Source organism: Borreliella bissettiae DN127 (genome assembly GCF_000222305.1).
Taxonomy (GTDB): domain Bacteria; phylum Spirochaetota; class Spirochaetia; order Borreliales; family Borreliaceae; genus Borreliella; species Borreliella carolinensis.
In genome coordinates, this window is sequence record NC_015906.1 from 1 (window position 1) to 20,291 (window position 20,291).

Below are 20,291 nucleotides of genomic sequence, written 5' to 3' on the forward strand. Positions count from 1 at the left end.
ATTTTATTGACAAAAATATTAGTTTTTGCTATCATACATCTAATTTAATAAAGAGAAGTAAAACGGTGTGTGATTTAAGAAAAACAAAATTAATAGATAAAATAAGTTCACTGGAACTATATAAATATTCAATATTTTTTAGAAATTATATAGAAAATGTAGCAGAAGATTGTCTCAAGAACGGGCTTGTTCTTGAGAGCGCTGACCACAATGTTAGCGAGGTTGAACTTGCTAGGTTAAAGGTACAGCTTAAGAATGCCCTGCTTAATTGTATTATAAGCTACCGTTTTCACGGGATTGGCTATGTTTTAGTAAAAACCAAAGATACCCTAATAGATCTCGAACAACCCGTTAATATAGAATTACCTATTGGTTTTGAATACCTTGATTATGAATATGTAAGAGATTTGGGAGTTGATTTTGATCATATAACCTATAAAGTAAAATCCAACAATAAGAACAATTCTTTAGATGCAGTTAAAATACATAAAAGTCGACTTATTATATATGAAAACTTTGATTATATCTTAAAAAGATATGTTCCGTGTTATACCGAAAGCTTTTTGCTAGATATTTATTTATTTGAAAAGATATACGTTGAAATAGAAAGACGTATTGAAAACCACAATTTCTTGTTTTACAAAGATGAATCTTTAGTACAACTACAAGACGCACTTTCTAGTGCAACAACTTCTTTAAGTGCACTTACTCAGAGCAATAATGATAGGGGAAGTGGCATTTTATCTTCTTTTTTGAGAAAACAAAATACAAACAATCATAGTAAAGATATTTCTAATTTAAGAAACCTTAATGATTCATTAGCACATGAGCTATCTAGGCTTAAAAGCAATCTAAATAATGAGGGAATGTTTTATACGGCTACTCCCAGTGCTAGTTTAGAGGTTATTAAATACGATCTTAGCTACTTAAAGGAGGCTTTAGCGTTGATTAAGGCAAAAATTGGTGCTGATACTAAAGAACCCTTAACTAGAAGTTTTAATGAACAGGCTAAAGGACTAGGAAATGATGGTAAAGGTGATAGGAGTAATTATTACGATTTTCTAAAAGGCGTACAAGAACAAGTTGAGAACTCTTGTAACTTAAAGCTTAAAAAGTATTTCGGGCTTGATATGAAGTTTAATTCGCTGATTATGTTAAGTGAAGAACAAAAAGTGGAAAGAGATATAAAGCTAATTGAGCTTTACAGTAAATATAGCCAGCTTATACAGAGTAGTGCATTTAATAATGAGGAGCTAGTGATTTTAAAAGAGAAATTATTCTCATTTTGAGAAAAGGAGTTAAAAAGTGACAGAGAAAGAAGAAAAAGAAGACTTGCAAGCACAAGATAAAGAAGAGCAGCAAAATAAGGCTGATACTAAAGTTATCAGTGCACAGGAATTTGAAGAGTACATGCACTTTAAAGAACAAGCAAACATTAAATCTAAAGAGACAAGTAGAGATTTAAGTATAAATGAGCGAATAACAAAAGAACTTGCAGAAGTTGAAGAGCGGGAGCGTATTGAAAAGCAATTGTTACTAGAGGCTGAGCGAATTAATGAAATTGATACACTTGCAAAAGCACATCTTAGCAACCATTTCAATAAGGAAGTGTTACTTGCAAAGGGATACACACTGAAAGACATTATGCAAGCACAACGTAGAGAACTTGTTCGCAAGTTTGTTCCAATTGAGCAAATTAAAGCTATTGCTAAAGTGTCAGATATAAGTCATATCGATGGGGAGATACTAGAACAGCTTGTTTCTTTAGCAAAAGTGAACATTAAATTAAGAAAAAATGCGAGTAGCAATTCTTCTTCTGTTGACGCTATTAAGGGCAATATTGTTGCCAAATCAGAAGAAAGAGCAAGTTTACTTGATTCTAATTTTGTGCCAATTAATTTTACAGAATTTGTACAAGCAATAAGTAATACATACAAGCAAAGACGAATTCAATTTTATGAAAATCTAAAAAGACATAAAAGAACAAGTATTGCTTAAAGGAGTTTTTAATGAGTGATATAACGAAAATTAAACAAGAGTTTGATAAAAAAGTTGCAGAAATTAAAGCATTAATGAAAAATCCCCAACAAGACGCGGGGTTGCTTAGCAATTCTATTGATTTTAGAGACCAAAATCTAATTTTTTCTAATTCTGGTGGAGTGTCTACTAGCAGTAAGGACAAAATAGAAAATTACCCCGTTAAAGGGTATCCGTATAAGCGAGGAGTAAAACTTAGTTTTGGTGATGGAACAACAGAACTAGAAGTTGAGCTGGTGGTGGAGATGATTTATATGGAGTGTGCTCCGATATAGATGAATTTTTGCTTTACGTCATATTGGTACTGATGAGTCGTTTAGACTGATTTTCAAGGCCTTTTTAAATGTGGACATTGAAGTTACTACTCCTGAATCTGGGGTTATTGATATCTCTTTAAAAGGGGTAATAAAAACAAACTTTACTACATTTATTTCCCCTAGTACTAAGAAAGGAAAACGACTTAAAAAGATTCTAATTAGAGAAAAGAAACCGGGATATGCTGCATCTAAAAAGGCTTTAGTATTTAATTCGCTTCCTAAGGGCTATGATCATTCAATTTATGCTTTTATAAAGAGAATTATTCCTATTGGTAGAGTTCTCAAAATTAATAATAAAGATGGTAACAATATTATAACTTTTAACAACTAAGGAGGTTTTATGGCCGATGATCAAGATAAATTACTAATTGATGAAGAAGAAACGGTTCAAATAAAAGATTTAAATAAGGTTACGACCGTTAACAATACTGATCTTTTACTGCTTGATGATGGCGCTGCAAGCAGCAATGCTATCACCTTTAAAAACTTCTTAAAAACCGTTAATCACCAAACATTTAAAGGCGAAGAGCTGGGCTATTTTAAAGAGATAATTAAGTCTACAATCGCTACTGAACTTGCAGCTGATAAAGATTTTATAAAAAGCATTTACGATTTAATAGTTGACAAACTAATTGGCAATGATTCTGATAAACTTTCAAATCTTTTTAGTAAAATTAAATCTCGCCTTACAAATAGCATATCATCAGCCACTTTATCTAGAAGTGATGATCTTTTGATAATGTCATCAAGCACTATTCAAAAAACACCCGTTCCAAAACAATTGATTGGTGTACCATCAGATTTTCGGAGTTCTTATAGTTTTACTGGTGGTACCACAATTTATCCTAATGAATATCAAAATCACCGTGTAATCATTGATCTGGAGGACTATAATGATGTAACTCTCATTTTTTACAAATATAATGATGATAACCCCATTTATCTTGATTTCCAAGTTGATGTAGAATCCTTTGGTAAAAGTAAAACATTGAGTTTAAGGTATTCCGATGAAAATGAAAAAAACACGATTTATTCACGTGATAGTTCTAGTACTAGAAGAATAACTTTTAGCATTCCTTTGTATAAAGGATGGTATGTCCAAAAAAGAGCCTCCTCTTCAGGGAATCCCATCCCGGTTCTTTTAAAACTGTAAACTTTTTTAGCAAAAATTAAGGTTTTGGTATATAATATACGTATAAAACTAAAAAAATTAAAATGAAGGATTAAAAAATGGATACTATTAAATTAACTGAACTTCTTATCAATTTAAACGAAATTAAACTTATAGCCGTAATGATTTTTGTAACAGTACTGGTTTTGGGAGTGTTAATTCTTCTTAAGCCTTTATTAAAAGACATATTGACTATTGTAATAGGCAAGATTTTCAAGAATGGCAATGGTAATGGCAAAAATCACATTAAAAAAAGAGATTAACTTATGAAATTATCCAAAGATAATGTTGAGCTTGGACTTACGTCTTTATCAACCCTTATTGATATATTTTCTAAATTTGAAGACGAATTTGATGAAATTGCACATAAAGGATTCTTTTTGGTTTATGAGCTGTATTCTCATTATAAATTAATCTATACAGCAAATATGGAAAGACTTGAGAGTGCATTAACTCCAGCAATAAATGTGGCACTCGCTCCATTAAATGAAAAAATCAATCAATGCATTGATCTAGTTAATTCTGATGAAAAAAATCTCAAAATATCTAATGATCTAAAATTCAATCAAGAAGGAAAACCTATCTATAAGGAAAGAACAAATAATGCAAAATAACACTATTGGTTTGGGGCTTAATTTACTATCCAGCTTAACTAACATAGCTAAAACTGATACAAACATAGATCATAATTACATTAATACTTTTAGTAAAGTAATAGATTTTTTCTACAAAACATATATAAGCACACTAAAATCTATGGAAACAGCTGAGTCAATGAAAATATTTGAAGAAATAAAAGATATTTTAAAATACAATATTGAGATAATAGAGGCTATCTCTGCCGACAAAAATAAAAAAATTATTACTTCACTTAAAGCAACACGTAACAAAATTATGAAAGAATACATCAAAATGCTTAAAAGGAGTGAAAATGCTTAAAAAATTGCATTGTCTACTAATTGTTTTGCTATTGTGTTGTACTACTATTGCTAGCCTACCAGAAGAACCAAAACCTCCACTTATCCAAACACTAAAATCTTTAGCTAAATATGAAACACAACTTTCAGAATATGTTATGTATCTTGTAACATTTTTAGCTAAAACAAAAGTTAAAGTTAATGACCCAAATTATCCAGAATATCCTTATCCAGACTTATCAACACTAAAAGACGAACACTCCATAACCGCAGTAAAACATAATATTAAGATATATTTAGAGTACATTAAACAAACAAAACCAATAGCGGAAAAAGTATATAATCAATATTCCCAATTAAAAATGTAAATTACAAAAAGGTTTTTCTTGCAAGAAATTCTACCTTATAATCAAATTGGCTTTTATAACAGAGAAAAAATCTAGATATTAGATTAACGCAGATTTAATATCTAGATTTTAACATTTTCAATATGAATATTTACTAATTAATTTGTACCCTCTTCTAGAAATTTTATTATTTTTTCTATCTGTTCGACAGCTTCTTTGGACATTTCTGCTCCTTTACCAGTACCATGATTTCCGCTGTATTTTATAGTTACTCCAACCAGCTTTGATTCTGCCCATATCTTATTTTTTGCAATACCATTGTCAGTATCTGTAATTCCCTCAATTTTTTGTTTAGCTGCTTTTAAAGCTTCTAATTTAGCTGCCAATTTGTCTTGGAATAGGCTTTGCAATTTTAATAGCTTTTCTTGAAGCTCTGCATTACCTACATCCTTTAAATTTTCTTTTAATTTATTTATTTCTTGTTTATAATTATTAAATTTTTAATGATCAATCTTATTATTAAGAGTTGAAACAACTGTACTCAATGAATCTATTTTTTCCTTTTCTTCTACGTATGCTTTACAAGCCATTACAAATAACATTGATGCAAAAAATAATTTAACCATGTTTTTATTTTTCATTAGTTACTCCTATATTTAATAATAATGAGATAAAAGCTAGCACAACATTCGAAAAATATAAATCTCTCAATTAATCTCTTTAAAAATTTCTAAAAATAGGATCTATATTTATAAGAATAAGTCTTATTGTCACTCATCATATTGTACTAAAAATAAGGAAAGGAAATAAAAATGAAAAGTCTCAATATATTATTTTGTCTGTTTTTAATTATATTAAACAGCTGCAATGCTAATGATAACGACACTTTTAAGAACAATAATAACCCCACTGAACGCCAACAAGCAAAAAGTGGGGAAAAACATGAATCAGGTCCAAAAGAACTGCAAAAAGAAAACCCTAAATCTAAAGAAGAACTTCTTAGGGAAAACCTCTCAGATGATCAAAAAACATATCTTGATTGGTTAAAAACCGCTCTAACTAATCCTGGAGAATTTGATAAATTTTTACAACATGATGAAATCAAAATAAAAACAGCACTTGATCATATAAAAAGTGAACTTGATAAATGTAAAGGGAAACAAGCTGCTGCTCAACAAGAAAACACTTTCAAGCAAACAGTTCAAGGAGCACTTAGCGGCGGTGATATAGATAAATTTCCAGAACAAGCAAGTAGTTTGTGCGAAATTTTTCCGTAATACAGAAGACCCCCATTGTGGGGGCTTTGCTATGTAAGAATATTGCTATACTGCAAATATATAATTAAATTGTCTTTCTTTTTTTAACATGCAAAAGAATTTTAATACTTTTGTTTTATAAACGTCTCGATTATCAGACATAAATACTTTAAGCTTGTTTAAATCATCAAATCTATTGGTTTTACTGAAATAATCTTTCATAAGACTTACCCAATATTCTATACTCTTAAGCTTGGGATTTTCATCAAGAAGATTATTTAAAGCATCATCATTATCTGTACATAATGCCCGAATAAGAGCATTTATATTATTTTTTTCGTCACCTTCACTTAACCAATTTTTCATATTAAACAATGCGTCTCTAAAAATTTCATAGCAATAAAACTTGTCGGTTTTCGACTTTTTATCAAAATCTTTTATTTGTTCTTGCTTAATGTCTCTTTTCTGGTTTTGAATAGTGTTATTTTTTTGAATTTGATCAATCTCTTGTTTTTGTTCTCTTTTTTGTTCTTGCTTTTGATTAACACGAACTTGTTTGCTAGGCATAGAATTTACGTTTTCGTGGTTATTGTAAATAGGTGCTGCATCAGTATCAACTTCACTTTTTATATGAAGACATGCTACTAAAGCATACCTTTTGAAATAAGTAATAGCTGATCCAACCAGTTGTGGTACTGTATTTACAACATTTTTAGACCCACTTTCACTGTTCCATTGTAAGTTTTCTGTAAGCATTGGTGTATCAAAAGAAAATTCATATCCAGTGCTTGTACTGTAAAATGTGGTCCTAATAACATGCTCCTTTTGTCCATCTACAAATTTAGATATTGGATATTGCTCAAAATCAAGCTCCAAATTGTGCTTTTCAATAACGTTTTCAATTTATTCTACTATTTCATTGAAATTTTGATATTTGTATCCATATCCTTTAAGACTTTTGTCAATCCCTGGTAAATTCATTTTTAGGGTTTTCATATCTTTTCTGAAGCTTATTTTTGCTTGAATATTATTTTGTATTTCTTGATTATTATTGTTTGATATGTTTGTCATATTTTTACTCCTTGTTTGTATTAATAAATATAAGTATATAGCAAAAACTATTTTTGCCAACTTTTTTACAAAAAAATAGGGCTTAGCTAAATTCTCTATTATCTACTAAAGAAATTAGTTAAGCCCGTGCTAAAAATTTTTTTTGTAAATTCAAACAAGGTAGTTAAAACTGAAAAATGTTCAAATAACTACGCTGTTTGTAGTGTACCCCAATTTAGAATTAAAATCAATTTATATTTTTACTAAATTACAAAAATTGTATTAATTTAACAAAATTAATAATTAAAATTTAATATTTTTTTAGAAAAGTATTTACTTTTAAATCAAAATTTTGCATTATAATAGTAGTTATCAATAATTCAAACAAGGAAAAAATATGAAAGATTCTTCAAATAATATAAAAAGGCCAACTTGCCACAACAAACACCAACACAAATTAATATCTCTTATTTCAACGTTGAATTACCTAAACAAAGAAGATAAGAAATACACGCAACAAAACATACTTTATTATTTTAATGAAAATCTAAAAAGAAATGGTCTAACTCCCACTACACTAAGAACAATGCAAAATTATCTTTATAAATTAGAAAAAGTACTAAAAGTTACAACTAATTACTACCAACACATGGGTGTAAATTGTGGAACTGAAATTTACTATAAGCTAAAGTATCCTAAAAAAGAATGTTACCAGAAAATCAACAAGTACTTTAAAGAACGAAAAAACTCTAGATTTAAATCTAGAGTTAATAACCATTTTAAAGACAATATTTCTATAAATGGTAGTGTAAATTTAGTGGAGTGTTTAAATAATAAAAATAATATAAAAGAAGAAAGAAAAAATAATCAAAAAGAGAAATATCAACTAAGAAATTATTTCAATAATTGTAACTTTAAAACGGAAGAAGCTCTTTCTATTTTGAATTTAAATGCTGATAAAAATACGAAGATTGAAGCAATGAATATCTTAAAACAAAATGAAATTGCTCTAATAAAACGTTTTAGTATAAAAAAATCTTGTATCAAGGAAAAGCAAAACACATTAAAGAACATTCTAAATAACACTCAGAAAGAATTTGAACAAAATGGATATAATTCAGAACAATTAAAAATAAATTTACAAAAAGTATACGAAAGTTACAAATTTAAGCCCCATTTTATTATTGAAAATCACAAATATGGCGATTTAAATAACATAAAACGCAAATTGGAAAAGTCGATTGAAAGAAAAAAACAAAATTCTCAACAAAATTATCAAAATTTAAAGGCAAACATTTTCAATATCCTTATTGAACGACTAAAAAAAGAAACAAATATTGAAATTCTAAAGCCCATTATCAAAGATTATTTGAATAAACAAAAGAAAATAGAATACAATAAAGTATTTGGTACATATTATCTTGAATTATTAGAACTAATAAAAAATGAAAAAAATTCTTTAACTGTAGAAGAATTTAACATAAAGGCTGTATGAGGATTTAACATGGAAAATGCACCTGAACCTATTGAAACCATAAAAAAAGGCAAATGTAAAGTTGAATGCCAAAATAAAGAACGCTTTATTTTAATTGAAAAAGAAAATGGGAAAGCAATGTACCATACAAAAATAATGATGGATATTTACAAATTTGGAGTTTATGAAAAAAAACACGAATTTAGGCTATCATTGAGGGCTTTATTTAATGGAGAAAGAATTGTTGAAGAAACTCACTTGTATCCAATTAAAGAAGGAGATAAGTTCATTGGCATTTTTTATGGCTATAGAAAACCAATTAAAAAACCGTTAATAAAGTATCAAATAAACGGAAATAGAAAAGCATATGCATTAGCAAGAGCATATTATATGGAATTTAGATTTAAAGCTGGAAGTGTATTTTGTTATTTTAAAGGACTGTATCGATTATTAGATAAAAAAAGAACAAACAATCACTACAACAAAGTTTTATTTAGTATGTTTACAGATTTAGAACAACAAGTATATAAATTTTATGGGAAAAAATACCCCGAACAAGGACCGTTAATCAAATGGATAATAAAAAACCTAAAATAATAACAATAGCGTCAATCAAGGGCGGTGTTGGCAAAAGTACAAGCGTCTTATTCTATGGCAATATCTTGGCTAAAGAAAAACATAAAGTATTAATAATTGATAGTGATCCACAGGCTAGTATTACTAGTTACTTTTTATTCAAATTAAAAGAACAAAACGTGAATGTCGAAAATTACAATCTTTATGAAGTTTTTAAACAAAGAAAATATATAGAAAATTGCATTTTTACAGTGTCTAATTATTTAGATATAATTCCTAGTTCATTAGAATTATCTGTTTTTAATTCAGAAAGCATACCATTACAAGACAACCTTTTAGAAAAAAGACTTTTGGCTATTAAATCTAAATACGATTATGTAATAATTGATACAAATCCCAGTCTAGGACATCTTTTAAATAATGCTTTAGTAATTACCAATTATTTAATAATACCAATTAATTCTGATTTATGGGCAGTTGAGAGCATAGATCTAATATTAGATGCAATAAATAAAGTATATAGAAACGATATTACACCATACTTTTTGGTGACGGGGGCCCTAGAGAGGCAAAACATTGACAAGGAAATAATATTTAACTTGGAGAATAGATATAAAGAAAATCTAATAGGAGTTATTCCAAAAAGAGATGATATCAAAAAAGCGCTGTTTTATAGAAAAGAATTTTCTTCTAAAACAGACTATTATCAAGAATATAAAAAATCTTTAAATAGAATGTTAAAAATAAAATAACAAATAAAATTTATCCAGTAATGGACAAATAAGGAGCTTACATGAGTATTAAAAATAAAATGATAATAACCAAAAGAGTAGACATAAAGGAAAATATTTCTAAAATGGAGTCATTAGAAGAGGTTCATAAAGAAGAATATTTGAGGTTGAAAGATAAATTAAAAACTCTGACAACGGATGATATTTATAATAAAATAGAAACAGCAAAAGTATTAAATACGATTAATCAAAAAAAATTGTATATTCTAGATGGATATAAAAATTTTTATAGTTTTTTAGCTGATTTTAAAATTGCCAAATCTCAAGCATATAAATATATAAAAATAGTATCGGGCGTAGAAAAAGGTATTATTGACTACAATTTTATTGCCAATAATGGCATTGAAAAAACAATTAAACAATTGGAAAGTAACAATGTTATTAAAAAATCTAAGCAAAATCCAATAAAGCCTTTAAGGTTTCAACTTAAAAAACAAGAAAGTTATGATTTTTATAAAAAAAATGGGAAGTTTACTGGGTTTTTATTGGAAGAACTTCTTGAAAGTCAAACAGATTTGATTAATAAGTTGTTAAAAAAGTATAAACAATTAAAAGGATAATAAGGGTATTTTATGAGAAATTTAGCATACAGAACATACAATATAGAAAGTATAAAAAATGAGTTTTTAAATATAGGGTTTAGTGAAGAAGCAATAGATTTTGTTTTTCTTCATAATGATAATTATAATTTTGAACTTTTAAAAGAGAAATTGATTGATTTAGAGAAGAATTTAAATGTCAAGATAGACAATGTTGAAAAGAATTTGCAAAAAGATATATCTAGTTTAGACGTTAAAATTGATTATGTTAAAAACGAACTTAATACTAAAATAGACAATGTAGAAAAGAATTTAAATCTAAAAATAGATAGTTTAGATACTAAGATAGATACTGTAGAAAAGAATTTAAATCTAAAAATAGATAGTTTAGATACTAAGATAGATACTGTAGAAAAGAATTTAAATCTAAAAATAGATAGTTTAGATACTAAGATAGATACTGTAGAAAAGAATTTAAATCTAAAAATAGATAGTTTAGATACTAAGATAGATACTGTAAAAAGTGAAATTACTAATAAGATTGAAAATGAAGTAAAGAATTTACAAAAAGATATATCTAATTTAGATACTAAGATAGACAATGAAGTAAAGAATTTGAGAAAAGATCTTAATATGGGAAACAGACTAGTACATTTTATGATACTCGCAGCAGCAATTTTTGGACCATTCATACATGCATTTTTAATGCAATATATACAAGGTGTCAAATAATGGAATAATTCATAATTTGTTTTTTTCAAGTAGCAGTATTATAATGCTGGTGGGTATTATTAAAAAGTAACAGTTTATTTTTGATCTATTTTAAATTAGAGCTTATTTAAACTTTTTAACAAAAGACTTTAAATAAGTTCTTTTTTTTGTAAAAAGACAAATTGATTTTAATTCTAAATTGGGCAATATTCAATTATTGAAAAGCTTTTAAAAAATAATTTTTAATAAGTGAATTCGGTTAAGCTCTAGCTTTATTAAGTTTTTTAGTAAGAGAATTTAATAAAGTATTTATTTTTTTTGCAAAAATTATTATAAAGAAATTGACAAAAAATGTTTTTGCTATACTATATATATAGCTAATAAAAGATTGCTATTATTTGAATAAATTCAATTAAATCTAATTTAGTGGGGGTTTAACTAAGTTCTTTTAGTAGAGGATTTGGCTAAGCCCTATTTTTTTCAAAAATTTTTGTAGGAAAAGTTGGCAAAAATAGTTTTTGTTATATACTTATATTTATTAATACAAACAAGGAGTAAAAATATGACAAACATATCAAAAAATAATAACCCACAAGAAATTAATCAAGGAGAGCTCAAAATGATAAGTTTTAATCAACAAAGTTTTACTGGATGTGAAATATTTGAGGAAAAATCTTCTCCCATTAAAGAAAAAAGCAAATTAAGCAAGATAGGTAAGAAATTACCAGGAATAAGTAGTCAAGAGTGTTTTAGATTTAATCGAAATATTGATTTTAGTGTGCAAAGAAATGAACTTGATAGATACGGTGCTAGTGAAGTAGGCAATGTTTTGATTGGTGGTGCAGGGCTAAAAGATTTAATGATAAATAGAGTGCTTAAATATTTTGGAATGAGCCTACCTTTTGAAGAGAATTTGTATATGCTCAAGGGCAAAGAATTAGAGAATTTAGGATTTAGAGAATTTGTTAAAGCACATGGTGATAATATTGATATTTTGTATAAGAACAAATATGCCAACGGTGTTGATAATTATAATTATTACAAGAAAACTGGTAAATCAGAAATGTTTGTTGGATCAACAATTGATGGTTGGTTTATAAATAGTAACGGCACCGTAGAGCTTTTAGAAATTAAAAGCAGTGATTCTAATTATATGAGCGGTGCTATTGCTGAATACAATAAAAATGGCAATTTTTTAAACAGTAAATATTTTTTCAAATATTATGTGCAGGCACAAATGCAACTAGCATGTACTGGACTTGAGTATTGTAATTTATTCTTTTTAATAGATGCAGCACCAGTTAACTGTAAGATTAAGAGAAATGATGGCTTAATAGCAAAAGTGCTTGAATATGTTCACAAATGCGAGACGGAAGCTTTTAACATAAGAACTCAAATATTTAAAAATAATAATATCAACTTACAAACATTAAATAATGATAATAATGAGGTGATAAAACTAGTTGAAGATTTAGTAGAAAGAAGTGAATTTTATAGTTCTGGAGTTGAGTTTGATTGGGCAAGAGAATTTGTAGAATATGTTGATTGTGTAGAGCTTGAAATTACGGATAGGCAAGTTGCTGAAAATCTTGCATGTGATCTAATGGAAGTTGATAGTGCAAAAAAAGAATTAAACAAAATGCAAAACGAACACAAAAAAAGAGAAAAGTATCTTAAAGATTTAATCAAAATGAAAACCTACAATATTACGAATATATGTCCACTAATTGAGCACGTAAATTATAGATTTAGAGAATTTGTGTTCACTTTTGACTCTAAGAAAAGGGCAATATCAGATAGATTAAGGGGACTGCTTCCAACAAGTGGAGCATTGCTTTTTCCAAGCGATATAGCATTTGCAAATAATGTCAGTGTCCCCATGTGAATGGGTGCACTAAAAAATTAAAGAAAGAATTTAATATAGGAGAGGAAATCAATGATTATTAATAAAATAAAACAAGACAATAGAACTTTAAGACCAGAGATACAAAAGTGGGGTTGTTACTTTTTGTGTCTACATTACTATACAAGTTTATTTAAGAAACGTGAATTTAATGCATATGATATAAATACAGCGTATTATAGATTTATAGGACTTGGCTACATTAAGAGCAATTGTTTTATTATAAATCCATGTATGATACTTAATTACTACGGAATTAGAAGTAGTGTAAGATATGAGTCTTTAAATTATTTGGGTGCAGCAAATGAATTTGAAATAAGTGAAGTTAAAATCGATAAGGTTAATGGCTATCACTTTATAGCAACAAAAAATAAAGAAATATTATATGATTCACTTGACTTGAAGCCTCGTGGGAAAATATTTAAAGTAACTTAAAAACGTATATTTAAACTGAAATAGTTTTTTAAAGCCTAAGATTATTTTTCATGCATTTATAAGCGTGAATTTTGTTAGCAGCAGAGAGCCCGTAAATATTATCAATTTCGGAAGTTGAATGATATTTCATAAGCTCTTTAATTTGGAAAGAGTTATATCCATTAGATTTTAAATATGAAATAAACAAATTTCTAAATAAATGAAGAGATTTATTAGCACGAAATCCTGACTTTTTGAGAAGATTTTTGAATTTATTAGAAATATGGATAATGCTAATTTGATTATCTTTAAATTTATGTTTAGTTTTTTGGAAAAGATAAGTACGCCGAGGGTCAAGATTTTTTTCATTAAAGTAATTTTCGTGAGCTTTTTGAATAGCATCAAACTCTACAGATTTTATGACAATTTCTCTAATGCAAGTGACATTTCTTTTTTTAGCTACATTTACTTTTATATTGTAAAAAGTTTCTCCAGTTTTGCTTAAAAAGGGAGTAATATCTTGCATTTTTACTTTTTGCAGTTCGGCCCCTCTGCAGCCACTTATTGCCAGTAGATGTAAAAACCAACCAGAAATTGGGTCAATTTGTTTTAATGTTTTGACGCATTTTTCAATTATTTTGATAATTTTTTGATTCAAATAAAACTTTGGAGTTGGTTTTGAAGATTCTTTTTTAGGTTTAGAAGAAATTTTTAGTGAATTTTTAAGAATTTTGTTTTCATTTAATACATTTTGATAGTCTTGGAAGAATTTGAGCATACAATCTATATTGAAATTATTTAAATTAAAATAATTATTAAAGTCCATAAAATCCTCTCCTTGGAAGCGTTACTTTTAAATTAAGTAAAAGTAATAAAAATTTAATAAAAATGTAATTTATATTTTACCAAAAACCTAAAATTTTAGTCAAATTTAGAGTGTTCTCATTGCATGAGAAATTTGGGTTGTGGAGTGGTTTTAATAAACAGAAGAGGCAATTTTTAAGGGGTGGACTTAAGAAAGACTAGATACTTTATCTAATATATAGCAAAGACTTTGGAATTTAATTTGTATGTGTTTTGTAGTCTTTTGTAATGGGCATTGCATTTACAATGGAGAGATTTTTGCAGTTTGATTAAAATTACATTTGCGTTTTGTTAATATGTAACAGCTAAATGTAACAAAATCAAATAGTTAAATCTTTAAAAAATTGCAATTATTAGGTGTTGTGCTAATATTTAGACTTTATGGAGTAACTTATGAATAAGAAAAGGAAAATGTTTGCTATTTGGTTTGTTTTTGCGATGATAAGTTCTTGCAAGAATTATGCAAGTGGTGAAGATTTAAAACAAAATTTAAAAGAACAAGTTGAAGGATTTTTGGATACAAAAAAAGAAGAGTTGGTTGGCGGTTTAAAAAAGCTTGGATCAGAAGCTTATTCAAAAGTTGAAGAATTAATGCAAGCCGATGGATCACAAGTGCAAGCTGAAGAGCAAGTGACTCAAGGTGTTTTTGAAGATCCAGGATTAAAAGAGAAAGGCCTTGAAGAAAAAATAGAAGAATTAAAGGAACTTAAAGATAGCTCAAAAAAGACAAAAGAGGATAGAAAAAAAGAATTAGAAGAGGCTAAACAGAAATTGGAAGAGTTTAAAAAACAAGTTGAATTAGTAACTGAAAATACTGATAAAGTTAAAAATCAAGGCAAGATTGGACGAGAAGCTTTTCTGTATGCTAAAAAATTAGGTGTAAATGGAAGTTATTCTGCTAATGATGGTACTGATACTGATAAGTTTGCAAAAAAAGTTATAGATGATGCGCTTGAAAATATTAAAGAAGAGCTTGAAAAGCTAACAGAGCCTCAAAATTCAGAAGATAAAAAATCATAAAAAATGGTTTTTGATAGTAAAAATTATAAACAACAAGACCAACAATCAGCCTTGTTGTTTATTCGCATTTACATTGCTGAAATTTAGGCAATAAAGCTAGGAGGGGATATGAAAAAAATTAATCTGTTAATATTTTTGTTTTTATTTATAGTAAGTTTAAGTGCAAATATAGAAGAAAATTATACAGAAACCAAAAGAGTTTTTTCTGAAGAAGATTTTAATTTAATAAATAAAAGACTAGATAATTATGATTTTAAAAATGAGTATGAAAAAAGTCATGTTTTTTCCGATGCTCCTAGAATTAGAGGAGATTTAAGAAAAATTGGAATTAAAGAAAAAAGGGGGTTTTTAGATGCTCTTGAGGTTATTGAATATCTTATAAAAATTAAGATAGGTGCTGATAGTATTTCCCTGTCTGAAGATATGATTAGACTTATAGGGGGTTATCCAGATTCGATTTTTAATTATTTGATACAACTAAATTCGGATAAAATTGATTATGCTGAGAAATATGGAGATACCGCCAGAAATAATTTTAAAAAAGATTATTCTGAAGATAAAGCAAATACAGTTAAACAAATTTTAAAACAAATTTTGGCTGATTTGCCCAAAGATTAGATTTTAATTTGAAAAAAGAATCTTATAAACTTTTCTTAAAGAAAAGCTAAAAAAGATTTCGAAATAAAATAAATGGTTTTTGTAAACATAAATTATGAATAACAAGACTAGCAACTAGTCTTGTTATCTTATTAATATTGGAGAATCATGATAAATGAAAATAATTTATATTATTTTATATTTGTTATTTGCTTTACTTTCTTTAAATGCTAGCGAATTTTTGAGAGTTTAATTTTAATTTTATTTGATCTTATATCATATATATCATAGAAACCAATATCATGTTTAGTGGTAATGTTATTAAAATCAAAATCATAAAAAATTCCCCGGGTACTATTAATTAAACGCATGAGTGCATGATTTTTATTTAGCCAATTTCCGGGTCTTTCTTCTGATTTTGTTGCAATCCAAGAGTATTTTTCATTATTTTCTTTTTCATTTGTAAAAAATTTACTATCTCCTAATATTTCTTCATTATTATTTTTGTTGTTGCCATTATTTGATTTGCAGTTTAAAATAATTGTCATCAATATTATTAACATTGTAAACATTGTTTTTTTTGTCATTTAAAATCCTTTTTAAAATTTATTTATTAATATTCTTATAAAATCAATGAAAATTATAATTCCCAATGTTGCTAGTACGGGCGCTGTAATTATTGATCCAAGACCTATGGTAAAGATAGTAAGCAAAACAGAAAAAAGGGTTGTACATAAAAATGTAGAACCGGTTCCTGTTTTCCCCACATAAAATCTATGCACTCCTAAATAACCAAAAAATAAGCAGAATAATACTGCTGCTAATCTGTTATAAGATTTTTTAACTTGTTTATTTTTAACTCCACAAGCAACACAAATTTCAGCTTCTTTTTTAATTGGTTTGCCACAAGAATGGCAATATATTTCGTCAATAGTTTTTGACATAGTTTTAAGCTCCTTTTAAAATAAAACATACCCAATTAAAAGTATTTAATATAAGTAAGTTATATTTTTATATATTTAAATTTAATGAATATTGTAAATATAGATCATTGGTTAGGGGTATAAAGAAGTTAACAGTTTATGTCAATTAAATTAACAAATTGCTTTACTATTTAGAGTAACAATTTGTTAATTTTGTTATTTTAGGAGAAATTTTTTTGAAAAAAGGTAAAAGGTCTTTTGATGATTATGTTGCATATTTTAGCGAGGGATTATTAAGCAATGTAGAAATAGCGGACAAATTAGGAGCTTCTAAAGTAAATGTGTGGAGAATGAGACAAAAATGGGAAAGTGGAGGAAATTTTATTAACTAGAACTCTAGAGTAACAATTGGTAAAGATACTTTTGAACACCTTTTGTTGCAAACCTTTTAGGGCAGAAGTTAACGCTAGGAAAGTTAGAAGCGAATTGGATTTAGAGCGGGCTAATTTAGAATTGGGGTTTATAAATGCATTTAAGCAATATTCTAGTGTTGAGCTTGTTAGCATGTAAGGGCTATGATCATTCAATTTATGCTTTTATAAAGCGAATTATTCCTATTGGTAGAGTTCTAAAAATTAATAATAAAGATGGTATTATAATAGAGGCGTCTTTATCAAAAGAATAACTAATAATCATATTTTTTGTGTTGTTAGTTTTTTTAGATACTTATTTTTTTAAAAAAAAAGAGCAATCTTTGCCCCTTTTTTAGGGCTCTACACCCACATGCCAACCCATTAATGTCTTCAAACATTAACATATCCTTTTGTTGCTTCAGCTTTCTTAGTATTGTTAAGAGCGTCAACAATAGCAGTCCCAAATATATACATTAAGTTAAAAACATTTTTATCGGCCTATGCAATAAAATATGCAATCTCATTTCCATTTTTTTCATTTCTTAATTCCCAATACACACTATTTTCTTGCAGTTTAAAATCTTCAAAATTAATATCACCCTCGTTGCCATTAATGTAAATATAGCTTCGATAATGAAAAAGAATCTGAACTAACAATTGGAATATCTGAATGCAGACTTACCCCTGAAGAAATTAAACAAGGCAACATAGTATGTTATTCGGCAGCTAATTTATATAATCATAGTTATATTTTTACTAGTCTTAGGATTTCTCCGTCTAAATCAGAAGATTTTTCAAAAAAAGTACTAACTTCTAAAACCCTTAAAATAGCTTTTGAAATTTTTAAAGAACCAATAGCATTTAATCTTGAAAATCATAAAAAATTATATGAAAAATATCAAAAACATTTCATAAAAGAAGACAATAGCAGCAAAATAAAAAACACTAGCATAAAAATTGATAAAAATTAAAAGGACATATAAAATACTTTAACAATCAGCAATGCAAATAATAGCACAAGACCGGGGGGTCTTGTGCTATTATAATTTATATTTTTAAAACCATTTTTTCTATTCTTCTTTATTATTTAACTTTTTAAGCTCTTCATTAATATTTTTAAGTGCATCATCTATAACTTTTTTTGCAAACTTATCAGTATCAGTACCATCATTAGCAGAATAACTTTCATTTACACCTAATCCTTTAGCATACTTTAAAGCTTCTTGTCCAATTTTACCTTGATTTTTAATTTTTTCAGCATCATTTGTTCCAGTTGCAGATTCAACTTGTCTTTTAAGCTCTTCAAGCTTCTTTTTAGCCCCTTCTAAAAACTTTTTTTATCCTCTTCTTTGTCTTTTAAATTATTTTCAGGCCTTTTTAATTCCTGTACTTGTATTTCTTGATCTATTTTTTTAAGCCCCTTTTATTCTAATCCCAAATCTTCAGCAACACTTGAGCTAATTGCTCTATAGCTTGCACTTGTGGCACATCCGCTTGCATTAATTCGTCAACTTTTGAAGAAACTTTTGATTTAAAGTTCTCCAATCCCCCAACCTCCTCCTCTTTTTTTTTATATCTAAAAATCCCGTAACTTGCTTTTTTAACTCTTGTTCAAATTGTTCAGATTGTTCTAAACTTTTTTTTACATCTTCACCACTTGCATAATTCTTGCAAGAAACTATCAATGCAAAAACAAGACAAATAGTAAACATTTTCTTATTCATAAGTTTTAAATCTTAACGCAACACCTAATAAATCCAATATTTCAAAGATCTAAATATATAATTTTATTACATTAATCTGTTACAGATTAACAAAACGCAAATGTAATTTTAACCAACTCCCCAAAATCTTTCCATTGCAAATGCACTACTCATTACAATAGATTATAAAACGTATACAAATTAAATTTCAAAGTCTTTGCTATATGTCACTTAAAGTATAGTATCTTTCTTGTGCTCCACCCCTAGAAATTGACACTTATCCTTATTACAGCAATCCTACAGCTCAGATTTTGCATGCAATGAGAACACACATAATTTGACTAAAATTTTTTGTTTTTAGTAAAATATAAATTACTATTTTTATCTATTTTTATTACTTTTACTTAATTTAAAAGTAATACCTAGAAGGAGCTTGTCTTATAGACATTAATAATTATTTAAATTTAAATAATTACAATATTGATTCTATACTTAAACCATTTAAAGTTTATAATAAAGTAGTAAATGAAAACAAAATTCTTAAAAATTCTCTAAAAATTTCTTCTAAACGTAAAAAAGAAAATTCAAAACCAACCCCTAAGTTTTTCTTGACTCCAAAAATTATCAAATTAATTCTAAACTGTGCCAAACCTTAAAACAAATTGACCCAATTTCTGGTTGGTTTGTGCATTTACTCTTAATAAGTGGGTGTAGGGGCACTGAAATGCAAAAAGTAAAAATGCAAGATATTACTCCCTTTAAAGCATAACTGGAAAAACTTTATATACTATTAAAGTAAATGTTGCTAAAAAAAAGAAATGTCGCTTGTATTAGAGAAATTGTCATTAGCTCCCAAGAGTTTCAGGCTATCCAAACAGCTCATAAAAATCATTTCGAAGAAAAAACTCTTGATACAAGACGTACCTATCTTTTTCAAAAGAGCAAACATAAGTTTAAAGATAACCAAATTGATATTATCCATATTTCTAAAAAATTCAAAAATCTTCTTAAAAAGTCGGGGTTTCGTGTAAATAAATCTCTCCATTTGTGTCGAAACTTATTTATTTCAAATTTAAAATCTAATGGTTACAATTCTTTTCAAATTAAAGACCTTATGAAAATACGCTGTATTTATATTATATGCATTAAATTCACGTTTCTTAAATAGACTTGTATAATAATGTAGACACAAAAAGTAACGCCCCCATTTTTGTATCTCTGGTCTTAAAGTTATTGTATTGTTTTATTTTATTAATAAGCATTGTTTA

General features: G+C 27.4%; 22 protein-coding genes and 8 pseudogenes. 22 read left to right on the plus strand and 8 right to left on the minus strand.

Going from position 1 to position 20,291, the window contains the following annotated elements; genetic code table 11:
• Positions 1–65 precede the first annotated feature (65 nt).
• The 9 genes and pseudogenes from BBIDN127_RS05610 (at position 66) to BBIDN127_RS05650 (ending at position 4,810) form a co-directional block, all read left to right on the plus strand.
• On the plus strand, positions 66–1,289 hold the full coding sequence (locus BBIDN127_RS05610) for a phage portal protein (RefSeq protein ID WP_014017551.1): 1,224 nt from the start codon (positions 66–68) through the stop codon (positions 1,287–1,289).
• 16 nt (positions 1,290–1,305) lie between these two features.
• Positions 1,306–1,998 (plus strand): DUF1357 domain-containing protein, encoded by a 693-nt coding sequence (locus BBIDN127_RS05615; protein WP_014017520.1) that lies wholly within the window; start codon positions 1,306–1,308, stop codon positions 1,996–1,998.
• 11 nt (positions 1,999–2,009) lie between these two features.
• Positions 2,010–2,320 (plus strand): annotated as a pseudogene (locus BBIDN127_RS05620) (DUF228 domain-containing protein); the annotation flags it as partial.
• Positions 2,317–2,685 (plus strand): annotated as a pseudogene (locus BBIDN127_RS05625) (DUF735 family protein); the annotation flags it as partial. The pseudogenes BBIDN127_RS05620 and BBIDN127_RS05625, both read left to right, overlap by 4 nt.
• Before the next feature lie 9 nt (positions 2,686–2,694).
• Positions 2,695–3,507, plus strand: coding sequence for a DUF685 domain-containing protein (locus BBIDN127_RS05630; protein WP_014017554.1), 813 nt, complete (start codon positions 2,695–2,697; stop codon positions 3,505–3,507).
• A gap of 77 nt (positions 3,508–3,584) precedes the next feature.
• Positions 3,585–3,788, plus strand: coding sequence for a holin BlyA (gene blyA / locus BBIDN127_RS05635; protein ID WP_002658481.1), 204 nt, complete (start codon positions 3,585–3,587; stop codon positions 3,786–3,788).
• A 3-nt stretch (positions 3,789–3,791) separates the two neighbouring features.
• The gene (locus tag BBIDN127_RS05640; protein ID WP_014017555.1) at positions 3,792–4,139 is read left to right on the plus strand and encodes a BlyB family putative holin accessory protein; all 348 of its coding nucleotides are present in this window, start codon (positions 3,792–3,794) and stop codon (positions 4,137–4,139) included.
• Positions 4,129–4,464, plus strand: a complete 336-nt coding sequence (locus BBIDN127_RS05645) for a BlyB family putative holin accessory protein (RefSeq protein WP_014017461.1) — start codon at positions 4,129–4,131, stop codon at positions 4,462–4,464. The genes BBIDN127_RS05640 and BBIDN127_RS05645 overlap by 11 nt, the downstream gene beginning before the upstream one ends.
• Entirely contained in the window at positions 4,457–4,810 is a 354-nt protein-coding gene (locus BBIDN127_RS05650; protein WP_014017556.1) for a BBA14 family lipoprotein, read from the plus strand. The genes BBIDN127_RS05645 and BBIDN127_RS05650 overlap by 8 nt, the downstream gene beginning before the upstream one ends.
• Before the next feature lie 137 nt (positions 4,811–4,947).
• On the opposite strand, the pseudogene revA reads toward BBIDN127_RS05650, so the two are convergent.
• Positions 4,948–5,430 (minus strand): annotated as a pseudogene (gene revA, locus BBIDN127_RS05655) (fibronectin-binding protein RevA).
• 171 nt (positions 5,431–5,601) lie between these two features.
• On the opposite strand from revA, the gene BBIDN127_RS05660 reads away from it, so the two are divergent.
• Positions 5,602–6,066 carry an Mlp family lipoprotein gene (locus BBIDN127_RS05660; RefSeq protein ID WP_014017557.1) on the plus strand — a complete coding sequence of 155 codons (465 nt, stop codon included), beginning with the start codon at positions 5,602–5,604 and terminating at the stop codon, positions 6,064–6,066.
• A 45-nt stretch (positions 6,067–6,111) separates the two neighbouring features.
• Here the strand turns inward: BBIDN127_RS05660 and BBIDN127_RS05665 are convergent.
• A pseudogene (locus BBIDN127_RS05665) lies at positions 6,112–7,116 on the minus strand (ERF family protein).
• A 376-nt stretch (positions 7,117–7,492) separates the two neighbouring features.
• Here BBIDN127_RS05665 and BBIDN127_RS05670 point away from each other — a divergent pair.
• The 7 genes from BBIDN127_RS05670 to BBIDN127_RS05700 all read left to right on the plus strand — a co-directional run bounded on the left by BBIDN127_RS05670 (position 7,493) and on the right by BBIDN127_RS05700 (position 13,524).
• A complete protein-coding gene (locus tag BBIDN127_RS05670) occupies positions 7,493–8,590 on the plus strand; it encodes a plasmid maintenance protein (RefSeq protein WP_014017560.1) in 1,098 nt (365 codons plus the stop codon).
• Between the two features lie 9 nt (positions 8,591–8,599).
• Positions 8,600–9,166 carry a DUF226 domain-containing protein gene (locus BBIDN127_RS05675; protein WP_014017561.1) on the plus strand — a complete coding sequence of 189 codons (567 nt, stop codon included), beginning with the start codon at positions 8,600–8,602 and terminating at the stop codon, positions 9,164–9,166.
• Entirely contained in the window at positions 9,142–9,897 is a 756-nt protein-coding gene (locus BBIDN127_RS05680; protein WP_014017562.1) for a ParA family protein, read from the plus strand. The genes BBIDN127_RS05675 and BBIDN127_RS05680 overlap by 25 nt, the downstream gene beginning before the upstream one ends.
• Positions 9,898–9,938: 41 nt before the next feature.
• Entirely contained in the window at positions 9,939–10,496 is a 558-nt protein-coding gene (locus BBIDN127_RS05685; protein WP_014017563.1) for a chromosome replication/partitioning protein, read from the plus strand.
• Between the two features lie 12 nt (positions 10,497–10,508).
• Positions 10,509–11,207: a Bdr family repetitive protein gene (bdr, locus tag BBIDN127_RS05690; protein WP_014017564.1), complete on the plus strand. Its 699-nt coding sequence runs from the start codon at positions 10,509–10,511 to the stop codon at positions 11,205–11,207.
• Between the two features lie 541 nt (positions 11,208–11,748).
• A complete protein-coding gene (locus BBIDN127_RS05695) occupies positions 11,749–13,071 on the plus strand; it encodes a DUF244 domain-containing protein (RefSeq protein WP_014017565.1) in 1,323 nt (440 codons plus the stop codon).
• Between the two features lie 51 nt (positions 13,072–13,122).
• On the plus strand, positions 13,123–13,524 hold the full coding sequence (locus BBIDN127_RS05700; protein ID WP_014017566.1) for a DUF261 domain-containing protein: 402 nt from the start codon (positions 13,123–13,125) through the stop codon (positions 13,522–13,524).
• Positions 13,525–13,552: 28 nt separating this feature from the next.
• Here BBIDN127_RS05700 and BBIDN127_RS05705 read toward each other — a convergent pair whose 3' ends face one another.
• Positions 13,553–14,329, minus strand: a complete 777-nt coding sequence (locus tag BBIDN127_RS05705) for a tyrosine-type recombinase/integrase (protein ID WP_014017567.1) — start codon at positions 14,327–14,329, stop codon at positions 13,553–13,555.
• A gap of 431 nt (positions 14,330–14,760) precedes the next feature.
• Here BBIDN127_RS05705 and BBIDN127_RS05710 point away from each other — a divergent pair, with 431 nt between their 5' ends.
• Positions 14,761–15,387 carry a hypothetical protein gene (locus BBIDN127_RS05710; RefSeq protein WP_014017568.1) on the plus strand — a complete coding sequence of 209 codons (627 nt, stop codon included), beginning with the start codon at positions 14,761–14,763 and terminating at the stop codon, positions 15,385–15,387.
• 108 nt (positions 15,388–15,495) lie between these two features.
• A complete protein-coding gene (gene eppA, locus BBIDN127_RS05715) occupies positions 15,496–16,005 on the plus strand; it encodes an exported protein A EppA (protein WP_014017569.1) in 510 nt (169 codons plus the stop codon).
• A 209-nt stretch (positions 16,006–16,214) separates the two neighbouring features.
• Here eppA and BBIDN127_RS05720 read toward each other — a convergent pair whose 3' ends face one another.
• Together BBIDN127_RS05720 and BBIDN127_RS05725 are read right to left on the minus strand one after the other, a co-directional pair.
• Entirely contained in the window at positions 16,215–16,571 is a 357-nt protein-coding gene (locus tag BBIDN127_RS05720; RefSeq protein ID WP_014017570.1) for a hypothetical protein, read from the minus strand.
• 12 nt (positions 16,572–16,583) lie between these two features.
• Positions 16,584–16,928 carry a TM2 domain-containing protein gene (locus BBIDN127_RS05725; RefSeq protein WP_014017571.1) on the minus strand — a complete coding sequence of 115 codons (345 nt, stop codon included), beginning with the start codon at positions 16,926–16,928 and terminating at the stop codon, positions 16,584–16,586.
• 215 nt (positions 16,929–17,143) lie between these two features.
• Between BBIDN127_RS05725 and BBIDN127_RS05730 the strand changes: the two are divergent.
• Both BBIDN127_RS05730 and BBIDN127_RS07580 read left to right on the plus strand, forming a co-directional pair.
• Positions 17,144–17,474, plus strand: a pseudogene (locus BBIDN127_RS05730) (DUF603 domain-containing protein); the annotation flags it as partial.
• A gap of 1 nt (position 17,475) precedes the next feature.
• Positions 17,476–17,592, plus strand: a pseudogene (locus tag BBIDN127_RS07580) (DUF735 family protein); the annotation flags it as partial.
• 226 nt (positions 17,593–17,818) lie between these two features.
• Here the strand turns inward: BBIDN127_RS07580 and BBIDN127_RS07695 are convergent.
• Complete coding sequence (locus BBIDN127_RS07695; protein WP_014017575.1) at positions 17,819–17,977, minus strand: hypothetical protein; 159 nt, start codon at positions 17,975–17,977, stop codon at positions 17,819–17,821.
• Between the two features lie 842 nt (positions 17,978–18,819).
• Entirely contained in the window at positions 18,820–19,044 is a 225-nt protein-coding gene (locus BBIDN127_RS07985; RefSeq protein ID WP_014017577.1) for a hypothetical protein, read from the minus strand.
• A 419-nt stretch (positions 19,045–19,463) separates the two neighbouring features.
• Between BBIDN127_RS07985 and BBIDN127_RS05745 the strand changes: the two are divergent.
• Positions 19,464–20,143, plus strand: a pseudogene (locus tag BBIDN127_RS05745) (site-specific integrase); the annotation flags it as partial.
• On the opposite strand, the pseudogene BBIDN127_RS07265 reads toward BBIDN127_RS05745, so the two are convergent.
• Positions 20,141–20,285: pseudogene (locus BBIDN127_RS07265) on the minus strand (DUF261 family protein); the annotation flags it as partial. The pseudogenes BBIDN127_RS05745 and BBIDN127_RS07265 sit on opposite strands and share 3 nt — an antisense overlap.
• Positions 20,286–20,291 lie beyond the last annotated feature (6 nt).